The 20,546-nt window shown below is 39.3% G+C and carries 15 protein-coding genes; all 15 read left to right on the plus strand.

Going from position 1 to position 20,546, the window contains the following annotated elements; translation table 11 throughout:
- Positions 1 to 278 precede the first annotated feature (278 nt).
- The gene (locus tag LV92_RS06695) at positions 279 to 3,212 is read left to right on the plus strand and encodes a PA14 domain-containing protein (protein ID WP_111622856.1); all 2,934 of its coding nucleotides are present in this window, start codon (positions 279 to 281) and stop codon (positions 3,210 to 3,212) included.
- A gap of 396 nt (positions 3,213 to 3,608) precedes the next feature.
- Positions 3,609 to 3,938 carry a HesB/IscA family protein gene (locus LV92_RS06700; RefSeq protein WP_111622857.1) on the plus strand — a complete coding sequence of 110 codons (330 nt, stop codon included), beginning with the start codon at positions 3,609 to 3,611 and terminating at the stop codon, positions 3,936 to 3,938.
- Positions 3,939 to 4,037: 99 nt separating this feature from the next.
- A complete protein-coding gene (gene sufB, locus LV92_RS06705) occupies positions 4,038 to 5,483 on the plus strand; it encodes a Fe-S cluster assembly protein SufB (RefSeq protein ID WP_111622858.1) in 1,446 nt (481 codons plus the stop codon).
- Between the two features lie 133 nt (positions 5,484 to 5,616).
- The gene (gene sufC, locus LV92_RS06710) at positions 5,617 to 6,369 is read left to right on the plus strand and encodes a Fe-S cluster assembly ATPase SufC (protein WP_111622859.1); all 753 of its coding nucleotides are present in this window, start codon (positions 5,617 to 5,619) and stop codon (positions 6,367 to 6,369) included.
- 72 nt (positions 6,370 to 6,441) lie between these two features.
- Entirely contained in the window at positions 6,442 to 7,758 is a 1,317-nt protein-coding gene (gene sufD / locus LV92_RS06715; protein ID WP_111622860.1) for a Fe-S cluster assembly protein SufD, read from the plus strand.
- 40 nt (positions 7,759 to 7,798) lie between these two features.
- Positions 7,799 to 9,025: an aminotransferase class V-fold PLP-dependent enzyme gene (locus LV92_RS06720; protein WP_111622861.1), complete on the plus strand. Its 1,227-nt coding sequence runs from the start codon at positions 7,799 to 7,801 to the stop codon at positions 9,023 to 9,025.
- Positions 9,026 to 9,131: 106 nt separating this feature from the next.
- Positions 9,132 to 9,554: a SufE family protein gene (locus LV92_RS06725; protein WP_111622989.1), complete on the plus strand. Its 423-nt coding sequence runs from the start codon at positions 9,132 to 9,134 to the stop codon at positions 9,552 to 9,554.
- Between the two features lie 60 nt (positions 9,555 to 9,614).
- Entirely contained in the window at positions 9,615 to 9,947 is a 333-nt protein-coding gene (locus LV92_RS06730) for an SUF system Fe-S cluster assembly protein (RefSeq protein WP_093977837.1), read from the plus strand.
- A gap of 98 nt (positions 9,948 to 10,045) precedes the next feature.
- Positions 10,046 to 10,549, plus strand: coding sequence for a DUF2480 family protein (locus LV92_RS06735; RefSeq protein WP_111622862.1), 504 nt, complete (start codon positions 10,046 to 10,048; stop codon positions 10,547 to 10,549).
- Between the two features lie 72 nt (positions 10,550 to 10,621).
- Entirely contained in the window at positions 10,622 to 11,554 is a 933-nt protein-coding gene (locus tag LV92_RS06740; protein WP_111622863.1) for a DUF3078 domain-containing protein, read from the plus strand.
- 363 nt (positions 11,555 to 11,917) lie between these two features.
- Positions 11,918 to 15,895, plus strand: a complete 3,978-nt coding sequence (locus LV92_RS06745; protein WP_111622864.1) for an ATP-binding protein — start codon at positions 11,918 to 11,920, stop codon at positions 15,893 to 15,895.
- A 267-nt stretch (positions 15,896 to 16,162) separates the two neighbouring features.
- Entirely contained in the window at positions 16,163 to 17,149 is a 987-nt protein-coding gene (locus LV92_RS06750; RefSeq protein WP_111622865.1) for a carboxypeptidase-like regulatory domain-containing protein, read from the plus strand.
- A gap of 63 nt (positions 17,150 to 17,212) precedes the next feature.
- Positions 17,213 to 17,662, plus strand: coding sequence for a hypothetical protein (locus tag LV92_RS06755; RefSeq protein WP_111622866.1), 450 nt, complete (start codon positions 17,213 to 17,215; stop codon positions 17,660 to 17,662).
- Positions 17,663 to 18,179: 517 nt separating this feature from the next.
- Positions 18,180 to 19,004 (plus strand): alpha/beta hydrolase, encoded by an 825-nt coding sequence (locus tag LV92_RS06760; protein WP_146613518.1) that lies wholly within the window; start codon positions 18,180 to 18,182, stop codon positions 19,002 to 19,004.
- A gap of 15 nt (positions 19,005 to 19,019) precedes the next feature.
- Complete coding sequence (locus tag LV92_RS06765; RefSeq protein WP_111622868.1) at positions 19,020 to 20,516, plus strand: leucyl aminopeptidase family protein; 1,497 nt, start codon at positions 19,020 to 19,022, stop codon at positions 20,514 to 20,516.
- The last annotated feature ends 30 nt before the right edge of the window (positions 20,517 to 20,546 follow it).

Genomic DNA, 20,546 nt, shown 5'->3' on the forward strand with positions numbered 1-20,546 from the left:
AATTAATTTTTTGTAATCTGCATAAGGATGTTTTAATAAATTTCTATATATTTTGTTAATTTATCAGTTATTGCCTCAAAACTAATTTCGGGTTGAAGGGTTGTTCATGGATTTAGTATGATGATAATTAGTGTCTTAACGCAATAACATGGGGTTTAGAAACACATCTGGCGGCATAATTTTATTTTGATTTTTAATCGTTTAAGCAAGTGTCGAATTATTATAAACTTATTATATCTTGTAATCTTATTTTACTTAAAACTTTTTATTACTAAGAAATGAAATCTACTACGTTCTCCCGCTTGCCCATTATCTTATTTTTCATAGTTCTTAATTTTTCATGTGAGCATAAAGTGGACTATGATCGACCAATTGATACATGGGTGTTTAGATCGGTCATGGATAAACAGCCACGTATGTTGACAGTGGCCCTTAACCAGGATCTCTATACCTGTTACAACCTGCAATCCGGAAATTTATACAAAGTATGGAAGGGTGGGGTTAATTATGAGGGAGCTGTTTATACTACGGCACACGGCATACAACCTACAAGTTTTGGTTTTGCCTATGTGCAGGATGATTCCCAGCAAACACAATGGAATTTAAAGAGTGAAGATGGAATGGAAATTCCTGAAATCAATTATATGGGTTATTCCATGATCAACGGTCAGGTAGGAATAAACCTTGAATTGATATCAAAAACGGGAAAATCGGTTAAGATTCGTGAAATTCCTGAGTACGCATTGGAAGAAGGTCGTTCAGGATTGGTGAGGAACTTTACTATTCTTGAGGGTTCATCCAAAGACCTGGTACCCGTATTGAATTATGGCACTGACGATAAATTGATATTTAAGGAAGTCCTGCAGGGGGGTAAAAGGAATGAAAACAACAATGGGTTGGAACTTGCCCAAAATACTGTGGTTAAGACCTATTTCAATCCTGTTCCGGCAGATTGGACAGCCCCAATTGCAGATGATATAGGAATGATCGCCGTTGGAAGGAAAGTAGTTGAAGGGAGCGATTGTAGTGCCTGCCATCTTCAAAAAGAGAACCTGGTTGGCCCTGCATATGATTCCATTGCTAAGAGATACCCTTTTAATTGGGCCAGTGTTGATGCCTTGGCAGACAAAATTAGGCTGGGCGGTTCTGGGAATTGGGGAACTATTGCCATGTCGGCACATCCTGATATATCAAGGTCCGATGCACAGAATATGACCTATTATATTTTGTCTTTGGATGGTGAGACAGAACCCCAGGAAAGGGTTGTGGATATCGCATTGAATACACCCGATATTACTTTTGCCTTGGACAATGAAGATCGAAGTGGTGGTGATAAAAAGGAAAAGCAGGCCGGGGCGGCAGTAAGTTTATATTTGGTTAATGACAGTGGGGATCTGTATGAGGATCTGACCAAAAGCACCCTGCCAATATTAAACGGAATAGCTCCTGCTATTCATTTACCTACCTCCGGGGTGTTGGGAGAAATAACAGAACATTTCTATATGGAGTTTAAAGGGTTTATAAAATCAGATAAAAAGGTAAACAAAACATTTAGACTAATAAGTGATGATGGTTCGGTATTGAAGCTTAATGGCTCCGAAATAATTGATAACAGAGGAGATCATGGTGCTGAGGCCGTAAACGCTTTGGTAATATTGGAAAAGGGATGGAATGAATTTTTACTGCAATTTCAACAAGGCGGTGGAGGTTACGGTCTTTCGCTTCAATGGTCCGATGATGGGGAGCAGTTTACAGTGGTCCCGGATTCCGTATTTTATCACGACAGCAGTGCTTTTCGAAAATTATTGCCTTATGTTTCAAAAAAGGCGAGTACGGTTCCTGGAGACCAAATGCCTTTGAATGCGGTCCACCCGTCTTTCGATATGTTTCAGGCCAAACCCTCGGAATTTCATCCAAGGATAGGCGGTATAGATTTTATAGACAAAGACAAAATGGTCATCTGTACCTGGGACGCCTCCGGCTCTGTGTACATTTTGAAAAATTACAATACCGAAGACCCGGATTCTATAGAAGTGAAGCAAATAGCCAAGGGATTGGCCGAGCCTTTGGGAATTAAAATGGTAGATGGGGAATTATATGTGTTACAAAAACAGGAACTTACCAAATTGATCGATAACGATGGCGACGAGATAATAGACGAGTACCAAAAAGTTTGTGATTCTTGGAACGTTACCTCGCATTATCATGAATTTGCCTTTGGATTGGTGTATAAGGAAGGTAGTTTTTATGCCACCTTGGCAACGGATTTAGGTTCGGAATTTAAAGAAGTAAAGGACAGGGGGAAGGTAGTCAGAATTAGCAAGGACGGAAGTGAAGTTGAGGTTATAGCCGAGGGCTTTAGAACCCCCAATGGTATTGCAGAAGGACCTGATGGGGCACTTTATGTGGCAGATAACCAGGGCAATTGGATACCCACCAGTAAAATTGTACGCGTGGAAAAGGGCAAATTTTACGGTTTTAAACATGCGGATTGGGAGCGGGTAAAGGATTATAAGGAAGATCCTCCTTTGGTTTGGCTTCCACATGGCGAAATTAGCAATTCCCCAAGTCAGCCGGCAATTCTAAATTTAGGACCTTATAAGGATCAAATGATTCATGGGGACGTTACCCATGGCGGCATTAAAAGGGTATTTATTGACGAGGTGGACGGCGTAAAACAGGGTGCTGTTTTTCGTTTTATTCAAGGATTGGATGCTGGGATAAATAGGACAGTCTGGGGCCCCGATGGTAATCTATATGCCGGCGGGGTGGGTTCCGGTGGAAATTGGAGGCATGAGGGGCGACTTTGGTATGCCTTACATCGATTTAAATACAATGAAAAATCCACTTTTGAAATGTTGGCTGTCAGGGCGAAAAGCAAGGGTATGGAAATAGAATTTACCGAGCCGATAGCTTCTGATGAATTGGTAAATGCCGATGCTTTTGAGGCGCAACAATTTTATTACGAAGCTACAGAGGAATATGGAGGTCCAAAATTGGGAGTTGAAGGGCTTAAGATCAAATCGGTGAACCTTTCTGCAGACAGGAAAAAAGTATTTTTGGAGATCGATAGTATTCAAGAAAATAAGGTGGTTTATATACATATAACAAAGCCTTTGAAAAGTGAAAATGACCAATCCCTGTGGTCAACGGAAACCTGGTATACCATGAACAAAAAACCTGTGGACAGCCCAGGAATTAAAAATCCTTAAATCTTAGGGCTTTATTGGGTCCAGTTATTTTAAGGCTACGACAAAGAACTATCTGGTAATATTTTTTACAAAATCTGGTCAATGGTTTTTTAGCGTTGGTCCGAAGGACATTCCGTATAGATATTCAATGGATTTCTAAGGGGATGTGGGGGCTAATTCTTCTTCGGGTAATTATAGGTAAAGGACCATATTATAAGGTTTCCGGCCATAGTTTCTATAAAAAATCCAGGCGGTGTTTCCAATAACGATGCCCTTGGAATAAGTGGTCCACTTTTATCATCCATTCGCCTATAAGAAATTTTGATTTGGCTATTCGTTATATTAATGTTAGGAATTATGGTAAAACCCTACTTATGTACTATATTTGTAAACTATTTAGATTAAATCCAATTAAGAATGATTAAAGTATCTGAAACAGCTAAGCAGAGGGTAATGGCCCTAATGGCCGAAGGAGGCTTTGATGCCAGCAAGGATTATGTGCGGGTAGGTGTTAAAAGCGGAGGTTGCAGTGGATTGTCCTATGAGCTTGATTTTGATAAGAAGACCACGGAAACCGATAAAATTTTTGAGGATAACGCAGTGCGTATTGTAGTGGATAAAAAAAGTTTTCTTTATCTAGTTGGTACCGTGCTGGAATATTCCGGGGGACTTAATGGCAAAGGATTTGTTTTTAATAATCCCAATGCCCAAAGGACTTGCGGATGTGGAGAGAGTTTCTCTCTTTAATGTAGCAATGAAGAAAAAGTAAAAATGTACCAATGCGTGCATTAGAGATGAAAAGTAATTAACCAATTGTTACATTGAGCAATTGTTAAATTAGGAAGAATGGCATATACAGAGGAAGAATTAAAGAAAGAACTGGAGACCAAGGAGTATGAATATGGTTTCTATACAGATATAGAATCGGATACGTTTCCCAATGGATTAAATGAGGAAATTGTAATAGCTATTTCCAAGAAGAAGGAAGAACCCGAATGGATGACTTTATGGCGATTGGAATCCTTTAAAATCTGGAAGGAAATGGTGGAGCCCGAATGGGCAAATGTAAAATATAAAAAACCCGATTTTCAGGCTATTTCCTATTATTCCGCACCCAATAAGAAACCGAAGTACGATAGTTTGGACGAGGTAGATCCGGAATTGCTGGACACCTTCAAAAAACTAGGTATTTCTTTGGACGAACAAAAGAAGCTGGCCGGAGTAGCTGTGGATATCGTTATGGATTCGGTATCTGTTGCAACTACCTTTAAAAAGACACTTGCAGAAAAGGGAATTATTTTTTGTTCCATTTCTGAGGCCATTAAGGAGCATTCAGAACTGGTCAAAAAGTATATAGGCTCTGTGGTTCCGCAAAAGGATAATTTTTATGCGGCCCTTAACTCAGCGGTTTTTTCCGATGGGTCTTTCTGTTATATCCCAAAAGGCGTTCGCTGCCCTATGGAGCTTTCCACTTATTTTAGAATTAATCAAGCCGGAACTGGACAGTTCGAAAGAACCCTCGTAATTGCTGATGAAGGTAGTTATGTAAGTTACTTGGAAGGGTGTACCGCGCCTTCGCGTGATGAAAATCAGTTGCATGCTGCAGTGGTAGAGTTGATAGCATTGGATGATGCCGAAATAAAGTATTCCACGGTGCAAAACTGGTTTCCTGGAAATAAGGAAGGTAAGGGTGGTGTTTTCAATTTTGTAACCAAAAGAGGATTGTGTGAAAAGAATGCAAAAATTTCTTGGACGCAGGTTGAAACCGGTTCTGCAGTTACTTGGAAATATCCTTCCTGTATTCTTAAAGGGGACAATTCTATTGGGGAATTCTATTCCATAGCTGTAACCAATAATTATCAACAAGCGGATACCGGTACCAAAATGATCCATTTGGGAAAGAACACCAAGAGTACTATCATTTCGAAAGGAATCTCGGCCGGGAAGTCCCAAAACAGTTACCGTGGATTGGTACAGGTAAACAGTAGGGCGGATAATGCCAGAAACTTTTCCCAATGTGATTCCTTGCTAATGGGGAACGAATGTGGTGCACATACCTTTCCTTATATTGAAGTAAAGAATAAAACTGCACAAATAGAACATGAGGCCACAACCAGTAAGATCGGGGAGGATCAGATATTCTATTGCAATCAGCGGGGTATAAATACTGAAAAGGCAATTGCCCTGATCGTAAATGGTTTTAGTAAGGAAGTACTGAATAAATTACCAATGGAATTTGCGGTGGAAGCCCAAAAATTATTGGAAATAAGTTTAGAGGGATCTGTAGGATAACAGAAATTTCTTATATGGCTAGTTAAGAATAATAAATAAAGGAAAAACACTACTGTTTCTTTAAACATAAAGAGAAGATTTTAATAAAATGCCGAAGGCGCCCAATTATTTTAAATAATTAGAATTAAGAACAATGCTGAAAATCAACAACTTACACGCTAGAGTAGAGGATAAGGAGATATTAAAAGGAATAAACCTAACGGTTAATGCAGGTGAAGTACATGCCATTATGGGACCAAATGGCTCAGGTAAAAGCACCTTGGCTGCTGTAATCGCCGGGAAAGAAGAATTTGAGGTTACCGAAGGGGAGGTGTTTTTGGAAGGAGAAAACCTGGAAGACACATCACCTGAGGACAGGGCACACAAGGGAATATTTCTATCCTTTCAGTATCCAGTGGAAATTCCTGGAGTATCTGTTACCAACTTCATGAAAACAGCCATCAATGAGTCTAGAAAGGCCAAAGGATTGGAAGATATGCCAGCGAAGGATATGTTGAAATTGATCCGTGAGAAATCGGAAATGTTGGAGATTGACAGGAAATTTTTGTCGCGCTCTTTGAACGAAGGCTTTTCCGGAGGAGAGAAAAAGCGTAACGAGATTTTCCAAATGGCCATGTTGGAGCCCAAATTGGCCATTTTGGATGAAACTGATTCCGGATTGGATATTGATGCCTTACGTATCGTGGCCAATGGGGTAAATAAATTAAAGAGCAAGGATAACGCTGTCATAGTTATTACCCACTACCAACGTTTGTTGGAATACATAGTACCTGATTTTGTGCACGTGTTGCACAATGGAAAGATCGTAAAATCGGGCACTAAGGATCTTGCATTGGAATTGGAAGAAAAAGGATATGATTGGTTGAAACAGGAGACTGTTATATAAATGAGTTGGCAGTATTCACTGCACAGTTGGCAAAGCTGAATACTGAATACTGAATACTGAATACTGAAAAAGATGGATTTAAAAGAAAAATTAGTTTCCTCATTCTTGGCTTTTGAAAATGGTGTGGATGTAGATCATCCCGTACACGATATACGATCGGAGGCCATCAAGAATTTTGAGACAAAGGGGTTTCCCACCAAAAAGGAGGAGGCCTGGAAATATACTTCCTTAAATACACTACAGAAAATAGATTTCAGCATCTTTCCAAAAAAGGAGAGTATGTTGGAATACAGGGATGTAAAAAAATATTTTCTTCATGAAATAGATACCTTCAAAATTGTTTTTGTAGATGGGGTATACAGTTCCTTTTTATCAGAGACTACCCATGACGGTGTAGATGTGTGTTTAATGAGCTCTGCCTTGAACAAACCTATGTACAAGCAGATAATAGATGTTTATTTTAATAAAATAGCATCTAAGGATGATTCCTTGACCTCATTGAATACCGCATTCAGCAAAGAAGGGGCATATATTTATATTCCCAAAAATAAGATTCCAAAAAAGCCTATAGAGATCGTTCATTTTTCAACTGGCAATGAAGCTGCACTGTTATTACAGCCTAGAAATTTGATTATTGCAGAGGAAAATGCAGAAATGCAGATTATAGAACGCCATCAGAGCCTAACGGCGAATGAAGTGTTTACCAACTCGGTAACCGAGATTTTTGCGGCCAAGAATTCCAACGTGGATTATTATAAGGTGCAGAACGATTTAACCACCGCCTCGCTGATAGATAATACGTATATTGATCAGAAAGATGGCAGTGTTGTAAATGTTCACACGTTTTCTTTTGGGGGTAAACTGACCCGTAACAATCTTAATTTCTACCAAAATGGGGAACGTATAGATTCTACCATGAAGGGGGTTACCATTATTGAAGAAAAGCAGCATGTGGATCATCATACTTTGGTGCACCATATTCAGCCCAACTGCGAAAGCCACCAGGATTATAAAGGTATTTATGGAGAAAATGCCACAGGGGTTTTCAACGGGAAGATTATTGTGGACAAGATTGCCCAAAAGACCAATGCATTTCAGCAAAACAATAATATTTTGGTTAGTGATAAGGCTACTATCAATACAAAACCGCAATTGGAGATTTTTGCAGATGATGTAAAATGTTCCCATGGTTGTACCATAGGCCAATTGGATGAGGAGGCCTTATTTTACCTTCAGTCCAGGGGAATTCCAAAAAAAGAAGCAAGGGCCTTACTTATGTATGCCTTTGCCAATAACGTATTGGAAAGTGTACGGATCCCGGAACTTAAAGTGAGGATCAATAAGCTGATCGCCAACAAATTGGGGGTTCGTTTAGGATTCGACCTATAAAATCTTTGTTCAACCCTATTCCCGTCATTGAATTTTTATCATGATACAAACTGTTCTAGATATATTAAGTATACGAAAGGACTTTCCAATACTAAATAGAAAAGTCAATGGGTATCCCTTGGTGTATTTGGACAATGCCGCTACCTCCCAGACTCCGCAAAAGGTTATAGATACCATTGTGGATTATTACAGTAGGTACAATGCAAATATCCACAGAGGGGTACATACCCTATCACAAGAGGCAACGGATGTTTACGAACAGGCTAGGCAGAAAATACAGAAGCATTTTAATGCTGCCAAGCCTCATGAAATTATTTTTACCTCAGGAACAACCCATGGTATAAATTTAGTGGCCAATGGTTTTGCCTCTTCCTTAAAAAAGGGGGATGAGATTATTGTTTCTTCCTTGGAACACCACTCCAATATTGTGCCTTGGCAAATGCTTTGTGAACGTACCGGGGCTGTTTTAAAGGTGATTCCAATGGGTTTGGATGGTAAATTGATTATGGAGGAATACCACAAATTATTGTCCCAACGCACCAAATTGGTGTTCTGTAACCATGTTTCCAACGCCCTGGGGACTATTAATCCTATAGAGGAAATTGTAGGGGCTGCCCATAGTGTAGGTGCTGCGGTCCTGATAGACGGTGCGCAAGCAGCTCCGCACATAAAGGCCGATGTACAAAAATTGGATGTGGATTTTTATGTGGTTTCCGCCCATAAAATGTGCGGTCCCACTGGAGTAGGAATGTTATATGGAAAAGAGGAGTGGTTAAATAAATTACCTCCTTATCAAGGTGGGGGCGAAATGATTGCCGAGGTAACTTTTGAAAAAACAACCTATGCCGATCTTCCCCATAAGTTTGAGGCAGGTACCCCAAATATTTGTGGAGGTATTGCCTTTGGTGCTGCCTTGGACTATATGAATGCTATCGGATTTGATGCCATTGCCCAATACGAACACGAGCTATTGGAATATGCTACCAAAGAACTTCTGGCAATAGAGGGACTAAAAATTTACGGGGATTTAAAAGAAAAGACGGCCGTTATTTCGTTTAACATTGAAGGGCTTCACCCTTATGATATTGGGAGCATTTTGGATAAGTTGGGGGTAGCCGTAAGGACGGGGCATCATTGTGCACAGCCCATTATGGATTTTTATAAAATTCCTGGTACGGTAAGGGCAAGTTTTAGTTTTTACAATACCAAGGAAGAAGTGGATATATTGGTGGCAAGCGTAAAGAGGGCAAAAACAATGCTTTCTTAACTACATTGGGTTAGTTTTCAATCTTTTAAATTATTGATAAGCAAAATTACTTGTTGTATTTTTGCTGGGAATTGTTACCATTATAAAGTGGGCACAAAATTTAGATATGAGTATAAAGGAAATACAAGAGGAGATTGTTGATGAATTTTCCATGTTCGAGGATTGGATGCAGCGCTATGAATATATGATAGAGCTTGGAAAATCGCTTCCGATGATCAAGGAGCAATATAAGACAGAGGATAATATAATAAAGGGCTGTCAGAGCAAGGTTTGGGTTCATGCTGAATTGGAAGGCGATAAATTGGTTTTTACGGCCGATAGTGATGCCATTATTACCAAAGGCATCATTGCTATTTTGATCAGGGCCTTTAGCAATCAAAAACCTAAGGATATTATAGAGGCAGATACCGGTTTTATTGATGAAATTGGCCTAAAGGAACATCTATCACCTACCAGGGCTAACGGTTTGGTAAGTATGATAAAACAATTGAAGTTGTATGCCGTGGCATACCAAACACAATTAAATTAATTTCCTTTATTGGGGGATTTATTGGATAAAGCCTTTGTGCAAACCATAAAGATTAAAATAATGAGCGAAGAAATAGAAACTATAGACACCCAGGAATTGGGCGAAAAAATAGTAAGGGTCCTAAAAACAATTTATGATCCTGAAATACCTGTGGATATCTATGAATTAGGGTTAATTTATGATGTTTTCGTCAATGAGGACAATGAAGTTAAGATCTTGATGACCTTGACCTCCCCTAATTGTCCGGTTGCGGAGTCGCTACCAATGGAAGTGGAAGAAAAGGTTAAGTCCATCGACGAACTTAAGGATGTTGAGGTAGAAATAACTTTCGACCCACCTTGGACACAAGAATTAATGAGCGAGGAAGCCAAATTGGAACTAGGAATGCTATAGTTAGGGCTTCTGATTTTATTTGCGATTGGTGATGAGATATTATCATGTAAACAATCGGAATTGCCGAAATTAATCCAATATTGCAAAACTGAAAATTTATGTCTGATATTATAAATCGTGTCTCACAAAGCAAATTGGTAACCTTTAATCTTGAGGACTACTATTCCAAGGGGAACAGGGTGGTTCTGGATATTAAGGATTGGTTGTTTGAAGGTTTAATTCTCAGGGAAAAGGATTTTAGGACTCAATTGGAGGATTGTGATTGGAGTCAATTCCAAGATTGTTATGTGGCTTTAAGCTGTTCTACCGATGCCATAATACCTGGTTGGGCGTATATGCTTATTTCCACCAAATTACAGCCCTACGCCAAGAAAATCATTATAGGGGATTTGGAAATGCTGGAATCCTCACTCTATCAATCCGTAATAGAAAATTTAGATGTGTCCGAATTTGTGGACAAACCCGTTATTATCAAGGGTTGTTCCAACAAACCTGTACCTGCAAATGCTTATTTGTGGGCAACTACTAAGATTCAATCGGTAGCAAAAAGTGTAATGTATGGAGAAGCCTGCTCTTCAGTACCGCTATTTAAGGCAAAATAACGGTCAATATCTTTCCTACAATTAATTCAACATTCCTTATTTTTGCACTACTATAAATAAACATTAACTATTATGAGGAAAATTGTATTAGCGATAGTCGCTTTGTTGGCTATGAACATCACTGTTGCCCAAACTTTGGAGGAATTAAAGGCGGAAAAAGCCAGTAAAAAGGATTCCATTTCAGCGATCCAAGGAAGGGTAGACGCCATTCAAGGTAAAATTAACGCCATTCCTGGGTGGAAAAAGGGTGCTTTTGGGACCATTGGTGCCAGTCTTTCCGGATTTAATAATTGGTATTCCAAAGGTACTCCAAATTCCAGTGCTGGGAATATCGGCATTACCACCAATGCCTTTGCCAATCTTAATCAACCAAAATTTTTCTGGAGAAATTCGTTGAATATCAATCTTGGGTGGGTAAAAATAGATGACAAGGATATTGATACCGATGATGATAGTTTTCGTTCGGCTACAGATGTTTTTAATATAACCTCATTATACGGTCAGAAACTGAGCGAGAAATTCGCTATTTCCACCCTAGGGGAATATAGGACAACAATTATAGATAATTTTAATGACCCCGGGTATTTGGATTTGGGGGTTGGAGCAACTTGGACCCCTATTGCAGATTTGGTAGTGGTTATTCATCCCTTAAACTACAACTTTGTTTTTAGTAGTGAGGATACTGTGTTCGAATCATCATTAGGTGCTAAGATAGTAGCCGACTATACTAAAAAATTGGGCCACGTTAATTTTAAAACCAATCTATCCCTGTTTCAAAGCTATAAGAGTGCGGATTATTCCAACTGGACATGGACCAACTCTTTTGGATATACTTTATGGAAGGGAATTGGTCTAGGTTTTGAATTTGGTCTAAGAAACAACAGACAGGAAGCCCTAAGCTATGCCATTGATAATCTTGATGTGGGCGACCCCACGCCTACTTTTGATTCCATAGACAATGATCTGCAGACTTATTGGCTATTTGGATTAAATTATTCGTTCTAAAAATTGATATCGATTAGCATAAAAAAATAAAAAGGCCCTCATAGAGGGCCTTTTTTGCAAAGTAGGATTTGTCAATTTTGGTTAGGCGATATATATTTTAAATTCCTGTTAGGATAAGACGTCTTATGCTTGTGCAGCTAAAATATAAAGAAGTTGATCGGCAAATAAATTTTTGTTGTAAACCATTAAAATTGTCTTGTGAATTAGCTATTGGTTGAGGTAAGGCCTTTTAAAAAGCCAATTTTGGGATCGTATTCATACAATTAGGAACTATAGTCTTAATGTAGCTGATCCCACAATTATAATTTTGATTGCGGGTGGAAACCTTAATTTTCGATATCTTGTAAGTATAATTCGACGGAGATGAAAAAGCTTATTCTCCCCCTTTTATTATTTTATTCCTTTTTTGTGCTTTCGCAGAAAGAAGAGGATGGCCTTCAATTGGGAAATATCCCTATAGAAAATTATAATCAAAAACAATATTCGGCACATCATCAAAACTGGTTTATTACCCAAGATCAAACGGGTTTTATTTATGCAGCCAATGGCGAAGGCATACTGGAATTTGATGGCGCCTCATGGAGATTGATCGCTTTTCCTGGCTTAAGGGCAGTACGGACCGTAGTCGTTGATCAGAACAATGTAAAATGGGTTGGGGGAGACAGGGAATTGGGCTATTTGGCTCCTGACTCCTTAGGAACATTAAAATATAAGTCAATAAAGGAAAAGATTCCGGAATCCCATCCCTTAACGGCAAATATATGGCAGATCTTTCTAGAAGGGGACCGTGTTATTTTTGCATCGGACAATACACTTTATAGTTTTAAAAACGGCTTATTTAAGGTGATATCACATCCAGGGACTGGTGCTATTTACAGGGAATATCAGGTCCATGGAAAAGTGTATGTCAGTATTATAGGCGAGGGGATGTTCTTCCTAAAAGGGGATGAGTTGGAACTAATGCCAGGAGGTGAATTTTTCAAAAATGTCAGGGCGACGGTTGCCCTTCCTTTTGGAAAGGACTCCGTACTTTTTGTTAGTAAAGGCGCAGGGATGTACCTGTACAATGGGACAACCATAACTAAAATGTCCAATGAAATTGAGCCTTATCTAGACGAAAATCTTCTGTATGCGGGGCAAAGATTAACCAGGTCAACCTATGCATTCGCTACCCTTAGAGGGGGTGTAATAGTTATGGATGATAAGGGCAAACATATCAGGAATATTACTGAAAATGACGGTATTGCCAACAATCAGGTCCATGCCATGACCGTGGATAGAGAGGGCGCCCTTTGGCTGGCACATCAAACAGGCATTTCCAAAGTAGCACTTCAGCTTCCCTATACCTATTACGATAATCGAAATGGACTTGAGGGTACTGTTTCCAGTATTGTCAAACATAAAGGCAGGTTATATGTAGGCACATATAGCGGACTTTATGTGTTCGATGGCCAGATTCGGTCCAATCAGCCTAAATTTCAAAAGATTGATGGGATTACATCTGGTTGTTTCTCCTTGCTCTCTAGGGAAGGGGAACTTTTTGCCGCTTCGGCAAATGGGGTTTTTACAATATCGGAAAAAGGGGTTCTTCAAGTAAGTAATTTGCCTGGATGCAGGGCCTTGGGCCTTTCAAAATTGAATTCCGATAGAATTTTTATTGGACACCTGCACGGATTGTCCAGTATTAGATATATTGGCGGCGAATGGCTGGCAGAAAATGATTTAGGGCAAATAAAAGATGATATATTCTCTATAACCCCCGATGAAAATGGAGATCTTTGGTTGGGTACATCCCTTAGCCCTATTCTTAAAGTTGAATTTCAGGGCTCAGAAAATTCGAATTCTGATCTTGATATTGAAAATCTCTCGGTAGAACGATACACCGAAGGAATACCAGAGGGCTCTACTAATGTTTGGAGGGTTGACGAAGAATTATTTGTGACCACCGATGGAGTAGGTGGACCCTTGTATAAGTTGGATCCAAGCTCTAAAGTCTTTCTTCCTGAAAAGGAATTTGGAAAAAAGTTTGGTCTGGATTCCCTATATATTTATCCTCGGGCCTACCAAAATAAAGGACAATATATTTTACTGGAATCCAAACCGGTACAAGGAAAGGTTTTCAGATTTACGGCTTCCATAAATGGTAATGGAACGTTTGATGTCCAAAGATTTTATGATGAAGCTATAAGAAGTACCACTGACACCCATCTTTTTTGGGAGGATGAAAATCACATTTGGTCCGGGGGAGAAAGTATGTACAAGTATGATTTAAATAACAAATATAATTTTAAAGACCTTTTTCATACCTATGTTCGCAAAGTTACGGTTGGAAATGATTCCATAATCTATGGTGGGGATCCATCGATTCATCCTAATACAGTTCTTAATTATTCCAATTTTGGGATAAGGTTTGAATTCGCGTCCCTAACAAGTCAGCCTGAGGCCAACACCTATCAATATAACCTATTGGGTTTTGACGGGAGATGGTCCGAATGGTCCTATGAAAAGCAAAAAGATTACACCAATCTCCCAGAAGGGGATTACAGCTTCCTGGTCAGATCGCGGAATATTTATGGAGATATAGGTCAAGTGAATACTTTCGATTTTATTATACTCCCTCCTTGGTATAGGACCTGGTGGGCCTATCTACTTTATTTGGTTCTTTTTGTAGGCTTTCTTTGGATAATTTTGCAATTACGCTCCCGCCAATTAAAGGTTCGTAACGAGGCTTTGGAGAAACTGATAGAAGTAAGGACAGCTGAAGTTCAACATCAGGCCAACCAGCTAAAAATACAGGCTGAGAAATTACTGGATTTGGACAGGGCAAAATCGCGTTTCTTTGCCAATATTTCACATGAATTCCGTACACCACTTACCCTTATAAAAGGGCCTATAGAGCAGTTGGAACAGAATTTTGACCAAAAATTAAGTATGGAAACGGTAAGGATGATCCGTAGGAATGCCAATCGCCTGCTAAACATGGTCAACCAACTCTTGGACCTGTCTAAAATTGACGAAGGAAGTTTAAAACTGTCACCCACCGAGGGGGACGTATTCAAATGTCTTAGGGCGGCAGTCTCGTCCTTTAATTCTCATGCAGCTCAACGCAATATTGACTATAGGGTAAGAATACCAACTAATTTGCTTTGGGCTTCATTTGATCGTGATAAACTGGAAAACATAGTGTACAACCTTTTGGGAAATGCCTTTAAATTTTCTGATAATGGTTCAGAAATTTCCTTTGTTGCAGATTATTATGCAAATAATCTGCAAATACAGGTATCCGATACCGGGTTGGGAATTCCAGCAGAAAGGTTGCCATTTATTTTTGATCGATTTTATCAGGTCGATAATAGCGCCACCAAGGAGAAGGAAGGTTCTGGAATTGGACTTTCCCTTTCCAAAGATCTTATTGACCTAATGGAGGGTACCATAACCGTTTCAAGTGAAGAAAAAAAAGGTACTTTCTTTACGGTTCTGATACCATTACAGGAAATAAAAACAAGGTCGAATAAAGTCGAATTGACCGAGGCTCCTAAGGTGATTTATCCAAATATGCCCAATATATATGAACTAATTCCTAGTGATCACAGGAATCTCCCAAAAATATTGCTTATAGAGGATAATAGCGATATGAGACAATTTATAAAAGGGCAGCTTATTGGGACTTATAAGGTAATTGAAGCGGTTAATGGTGAAGCGGGTTTGCAGTATGCACTAAAGGATCCGCCAGATTTGATTGTTACAGATCTTATGATGCCGCGGATGGATGGTATTGAACTTTGCAGGAATTTAAAGACAGATTTGCATACCAGTCATATACCTGTGATTATGCTTACGGCGAAGGCCGGAAGGGAAAACAAAATTGAAGGTTTGGAAACTGGCGCGGACGATTACCTTACCAAACCTTTTGATGGGAAGGAACTTTTGGTAAGGATTAAGAATCTAATAGAGCAGCGAAAATATCTTAGGGAGCTTTTTAGCAATAAGGATATAGGGATAGATCCCAAAAAAGTAACGGTCACTTCAGTAGATCAAAAATTTTTGGAAGAGGTCCTGGCCTTGTTGGAGGATAAATTTTCAGAACCAGATTTTGGAGTTCTGGAAATGCAAGTTGCGCTGGCCATGAGCAAGACTCAATTGCATAGAAAAATTAAGGCCCTTACCAATGAGTCGCCAGGGGAACTGCTGCGCAACTTCAGGTTGAAAAGGGCAGCCCAATTGTTGCGCCAAAAAGTGGATAGTGTTACTCAGATAGCCTATATGGTTGGCTTTAATAACCTCTCTTATTTTGCCAAATGTTTTAAAGGATTATATGGTGTTCCGCCTTCGGCCTTTTAAATGCTTTGGCCAGCTTATAATTGTCTTGTATTGGTATTCATAATCTTTCCGTGTTTCCATCGAAATACAATTCGTCCCCTTCACTAACAATACAAGCTCTTTTAACGGATTATGAGTCTCCTCTTCATTAAAAGCAACAATTATAGGTTGGAACTATGTTGTTAGAATATGGAACATTTATGTTAGTTAGCCAATAATGGTTGTAATAGCTTTGGATAGAACAAGAAATATTCCCCCTCAAGTTTGTTTAACTCTAAAACTGTTATTATGAAAACAACAAGAGCGTTTGGGACATTTGTATTTACAAAAATTGTTAAATGGATAAAATCTATATGGATTTTACAGTTGATATTGGTAATCATTTTAACTTGTACGGCCCTTAGCTGTATTAAATCTGATACCGATTTTCCAGTGGATCTCACCGGCAAGATAAAGGGGACTGTAAAGGATGAACTAGGCAATCCATATCCCAAAACTAAGGTATCATTTACCAATGGATCTGATACAGTAGAGATGGTTACTGATATGAAGGGTAATTTTTCTGGGGAAACCAAGGATTTAGGCCAGTACAGTGTCAGTATTATTCCTCCATTATCCACAGAATTGGTAACGGCCATTCCAATTTCGGTTAATCTTCGGTATCATCAAGTGGCGAAAGTAGATTTTGTCGTTAAACCTACGCATGTCAGTGCCCATCTAAACTTTGGGAGCGTTCAATTACTGGAGGAAATTGTTGACAAGGAGGGTAATACCCCAACAGATCCCAATGAGCCCCTTTTTGCAGCGAATATATTTGATGATCCCATTGGTCTGCTCACACCAATAATGGCTCCGGACGATCATCAGATAACTCTATCAGAATTTCAAACCGCGAAGGGGAATTTGGTGGTGCACTGTAATGGCAATTCATCTAAGGTAGAGGTAAATCTTGAGGGAATGATTCCCAACGGAACTTATACCTTTTGGTTGGCCTATCTTAATAAAACCAGATCTGTAGGAGAGCAAATCGATTTTATGAACGATTTTGTGAATTTCAACAATCCTCCTATAGGTCCTGATACGGGTACAGACAATATTGCCGTTGCAGATGAGAACGGAGTGCTAAAAGTTACTTTGGAACACGGATCCTGTATCCTAACAGATGAAGCGGCGCTGGTTATACCTGTGTTATACCATATCAATGGAAAAACCTTCGGAGGTGGACATGTCCCCGACCCCGAGGAAATGGTACATATGCTCGTTTATTTTCAATAGAATTGGTTTTGGCGGTGGAAAATGTTCCCCAATAAATTAGGTAACAATTAAAATAAAGAAATCATGAAAACAAGATGTAATCCAATTAACGGGATAATCGGAATTGTAATAATATTGAGCTTTCTAACTGCCATGAATGGCTGTAGCAAAAGTGATGATGGGGGCTCAGATGCCGCTATCAATAAAGTATCCATAAAAAGTAAGACACCCAATACCCCAGCTTCCTTAAAATTTGATGAAGAGGTAATTATTATTTATGATTATGAGATTGCGGATCCAAATGGTGGTAGAATATGGGTTCAGCCTTATACCAACGGGAGTATTTCCCCCAAGTATAGCTATACTTCATCCCCATTACTTACTGGAAAGGGTACAAGAACGGTTATGATTTCTATTACTTCGGGCACCGATGCCGTAATAGTGGATCAATTAATGGTCGAAATTGCATCAGCGGATGGCAAACAAACCGTATCGGAATCCTTTGAGACTGTTAACTATACATTTTCGAATTAGTTTACGCAAATAAGTGGAATATAAAATAGTAAGCTTTTCTGGAAATATTCTGCAAAAGCAGGCAAAAAAAAGCCCCTTGTAAGAGGGGCAATTTTTTAGTTAAGTAGGTCTTTCAGTAAAATTTGGTTTATTATTTTAAAGCGTTACTTTAAGGTTAAGTGCTGATTTGGGGAAAAAGCACTTGGAATTAAGTTTCGCGTTTGATTTGGGGTGAAACACTATCACTTAAATACAATGTAAAGATAGGAGGATTGGGCAGTCCTACTTAATTTTTGTTGTGAACATACTCCAGAATGTTGTGAAAAAAACCAACGGTATCCTTTCTTCGATAAACAGCATAATTATTATTTTCCCTATCTTCTTTTTTATCCGTTAATTAATTTGGAATCAACTATTTGAACTGTGCAATTGGGATTATTTAGTCCAAATATTGGGTGCACTAATAGATTGGGTTTACTTTGATGGTACTGTTGTTCCAAAACAGATTATCTTTGTCTGCATTTGTTGGGATAAAATTATGGAAAAGAGCATGTTGGGGCAGAATATCAACGACGAAGGAAGTCAAGATGAAAATCACATTTCCTATAGGCCTGAGATTCGTATAATAGCTGAGGATTATGAAATTCCACAGTTAAATAGGAAAAGGAGAATATCGGTGCTCCTTCCCAATAACTATGAGTCCAGCGCAAAAAATTATCCAGTATTGTATTTACACGATGGTCAAAATTTATTCGATGGTGGCGGCCCTTATGGTAACTGGGCCATTGATGAAAAGCTTGCGGATTTGGCAAGAAAGGGAATGGGAGATGTTATTGTGGTGGCCATAGACCATGCAGAGGAGGAAAGGGTATTGGAATTTTCACCCTTTAAGGAAACCAAATGGGGTATAGGGGACGGTAAAAAGTACCTTAAGTTCTTGGTGGAAACCCTAAAACCCCATATCGACAAAAATTTTAGGACCTTAAAAGAACGGGAATTTACCGGAGTTGGAGGGAGTTCTATGGGGGGGCTTATAAGTATTTATGCAGGTTTAAGGTATCCTTCAGTGTTTGGAAAATTGATGATTTTCTCTCCTTCGCTCTGGATTACCCCTAAGATCTATTTCGATGCTATAGCATTTCATCAACCTTATTCTACAGATATCTATTTATATGCTGGTGGGGCTGAAAGTGTAAATATGGTGGGGAATGTGAAAAGATTGAAACAAGTTCTTGAAGATAAGAACAAAGAGGGTGCTATGGTGAACATTGAACTGCATATTGATCCCCAAGGTAAACATGAGGAATGGTTTTGGAGTCAAGAATTCCCGGCAGCCATGGAATTTCTTTATTTTAGGAATTAAATTTAAAACACTTTTATGATCAGCATAACAAAGGATAGAGATCTTTTATTGGAAACCCTTTTAGTACCGTTGGTACAAGGGGAAAACTTGGAGTCGGACATTGCTAATTTAGCTGAGGAACTAAAGCTCCCCAAGACACTGTTAACGGAACAAATAAAGGCCGAAAAAAAGGAAGTCTCCTTGTTTTATCCCGTTGCCCATAAAAGTATAAAGAGGGTATACTGTTTGGGCTTGGGAACAAAACCAACCCTTAAGATGGTGATAGATGCTTTTAAGCGCTTTCTTCAAATGGAAGCGGCCAAATTGCCTTCCAATTTGAGCATTGATATAAGCAACGGAAATTTTGACCCTGAATTTATTCCAGTATTGACTGAAGGTCTGGTTAGTGGATTGATATTAGGGACTTACAAAAAGGGATTGTACCAAACATCCAATGTTCCTGAACATAAATGGGATTCCGAACAATTGAAGTTGCAATTCTTTGTTAAGGACAATTTTGATGCTAAAGTAAAAATAGCAGCAGACAAAGGCAGGGCCATAGCGGAAACCCAGCTTAAGATACTAAGATTGGTAAACGCCCCTAGCAATAAACTTACCCCTATTAAAATGGGTCAGGAAGCAGTTATGTCCGGTAAGGAATTTGGTTATAAGGTGGAAGTACACGACGAAAAGGCCATTGAAAAATTGGGATTATTTGCACTCATGGCAGTTGGCCAGGGGAGTGAAACACCCGCCAGATTTATTGTAATGGAATATAAGCCAAAAGTAACTGGCACAATACTACCCAAAGTGGGCTTGATCGGCAAGGGAGTTACTTTTGACACAGGGGGCTTGTCCATCAAGGGTTCCTCCAATATGCATTATATGAAAAGTGATATGGGCGGTGCGGCAGCGGTTCTTGGAACCATTGAGTTGACCGCCAAACTAAAATTGCCCGTACATCTTATTGTTGTAATTCCCACCACTGAAAACTGTGTTGATGCCAAAGCTTTAAAACCAGGAGATGTTATTAGGTCTTACGCGGAAAAAACAATCGAGATTATTGATACCGATGCAGAAGGACGCTTAATATTGGCAGACGGAATTGCCTATCTAAATAAAAATTACAGTCCGGATGTAATGATAGACGTAGCTACCCTGACCGGAAGTTGTGTGCAAACCTTGGGCTATGAGGCAGGCGGGTTATTTACGAACAATGACGATCTTGCCCTTGGACTGATAACTGCCGGGGACCGCTGCGGGGAACGTCTGTGGCGACTTCCATTATGGGATTCCTATGAGGGAGATATAAAATCCGATATTGCGGATGTGAAGAATTATAGCGGCAAGCCTATTGCAGGAGCCATCAGTGCTGCAAAATTTTTGGAATTTTTCTCTGATAAGCATGCCAATTGGGCCCACTTGGATATTGCTGGGGTGGCCTTTGGGGATGCGGAATTTTATACCCAGAAAACGGCAACTGCATTTGGGGTTAGATTGCTTACGGATTTTATTGCCGGTTTGGAGAAATAGGCTCAAATAGGCTCATAAATTCCTCTAACA

Source organism: Arenibacter echinorum (assembly GCF_003259375.1).
Taxonomy (GTDB): domain Bacteria; phylum Bacteroidota; class Bacteroidia; order Flavobacteriales; family Flavobacteriaceae; genus Arenibacter; species Arenibacter echinorum.

What these genes read in the sequence shown, in the direction of transcription:
- LV92_RS06735 (WP_111622862.1), top strand. Translation starts at nt 10,046, where the DNA reads ATGTCTGATATTATAAATCGTGTCTCACAAAGCAAATTGGTAACCTTT.
- LV92_RS06700 (WP_111622857.1), top strand. Translation starts at nt 3,609, where the DNA reads ATGATTAAAGTATCTGAAACAGCTAAGCAGAGGGTAATGGCCCTAATG.
- LV92_RS06695 (WP_111622856.1), top strand. Translation starts at nt 279, where the DNA reads ATGAAATCTACTACGTTCTCCCGCTTGCCCATTATCTTATTTTTCATA.
- LV92_RS06755 (WP_111622866.1), top strand. Translation starts at nt 17,213, where the DNA reads ATGAAAACAAGATGTAATCCAATTAACGGGATAATCGGAATTGTAATA.
- LV92_RS06750 (WP_111622865.1), top strand. Translation starts at nt 16,163, where the DNA reads ATGAAAACAACAAGAGCGTTTGGGACATTTGTATTTACAAAAATTGTT.
- sufD (WP_111622860.1), top strand. Translation starts at nt 6,442, where the DNA reads ATGGATTTAAAAGAAAAATTAGTTTCCTCATTCTTGGCTTTTGAAAAT.
- LV92_RS06720 (WP_111622861.1), top strand. Translation starts at nt 7,799, where the DNA reads ATGATACAAACTGTTCTAGATATATTAAGTATACGAAAGGACTTTCCA.
- LV92_RS06725 (WP_111622989.1), top strand. Translation starts at nt 9,132, where the DNA reads ATGAGTATAAAGGAAATACAAGAGGAGATTGTTGATGAATTTTCCATG.
- sufC (WP_111622859.1), top strand. Translation starts at nt 5,617, where the DNA reads ATGCTGAAAATCAACAACTTACACGCTAGAGTAGAGGATAAGGAGATA.
- LV92_RS06765 (WP_111622868.1), top strand. Translation starts at nt 19,020, where the DNA reads ATGATCAGCATAACAAAGGATAGAGATCTTTTATTGGAAACCCTTTTA.
- LV92_RS06730 (WP_093977837.1), top strand. Translation starts at nt 9,615, where the DNA reads ATGAGCGAAGAAATAGAAACTATAGACACCCAGGAATTGGGCGAAAAA.
- sufB (WP_111622858.1), top strand. Translation starts at nt 4,038, where the DNA reads ATGGCATATACAGAGGAAGAATTAAAGAAAGAACTGGAGACCAAGGAG.
- LV92_RS06745 (WP_111622864.1), top strand. Translation starts at nt 11,918, where the DNA reads ATGAAAAAGCTTATTCTCCCCCTTTTATTATTTTATTCCTTTTTTGTG.
- LV92_RS06740 (WP_111622863.1), top strand. Translation starts at nt 10,622, where the DNA reads ATGAGGAAAATTGTATTAGCGATAGTCGCTTTGTTGGCTATGAACATC.
- LV92_RS06760 (WP_146613518.1), top strand. Translation starts at nt 18,180, where the DNA reads ATGGAAAAGAGCATGTTGGGGCAGAATATCAACGACGAAGGAAGTCAA.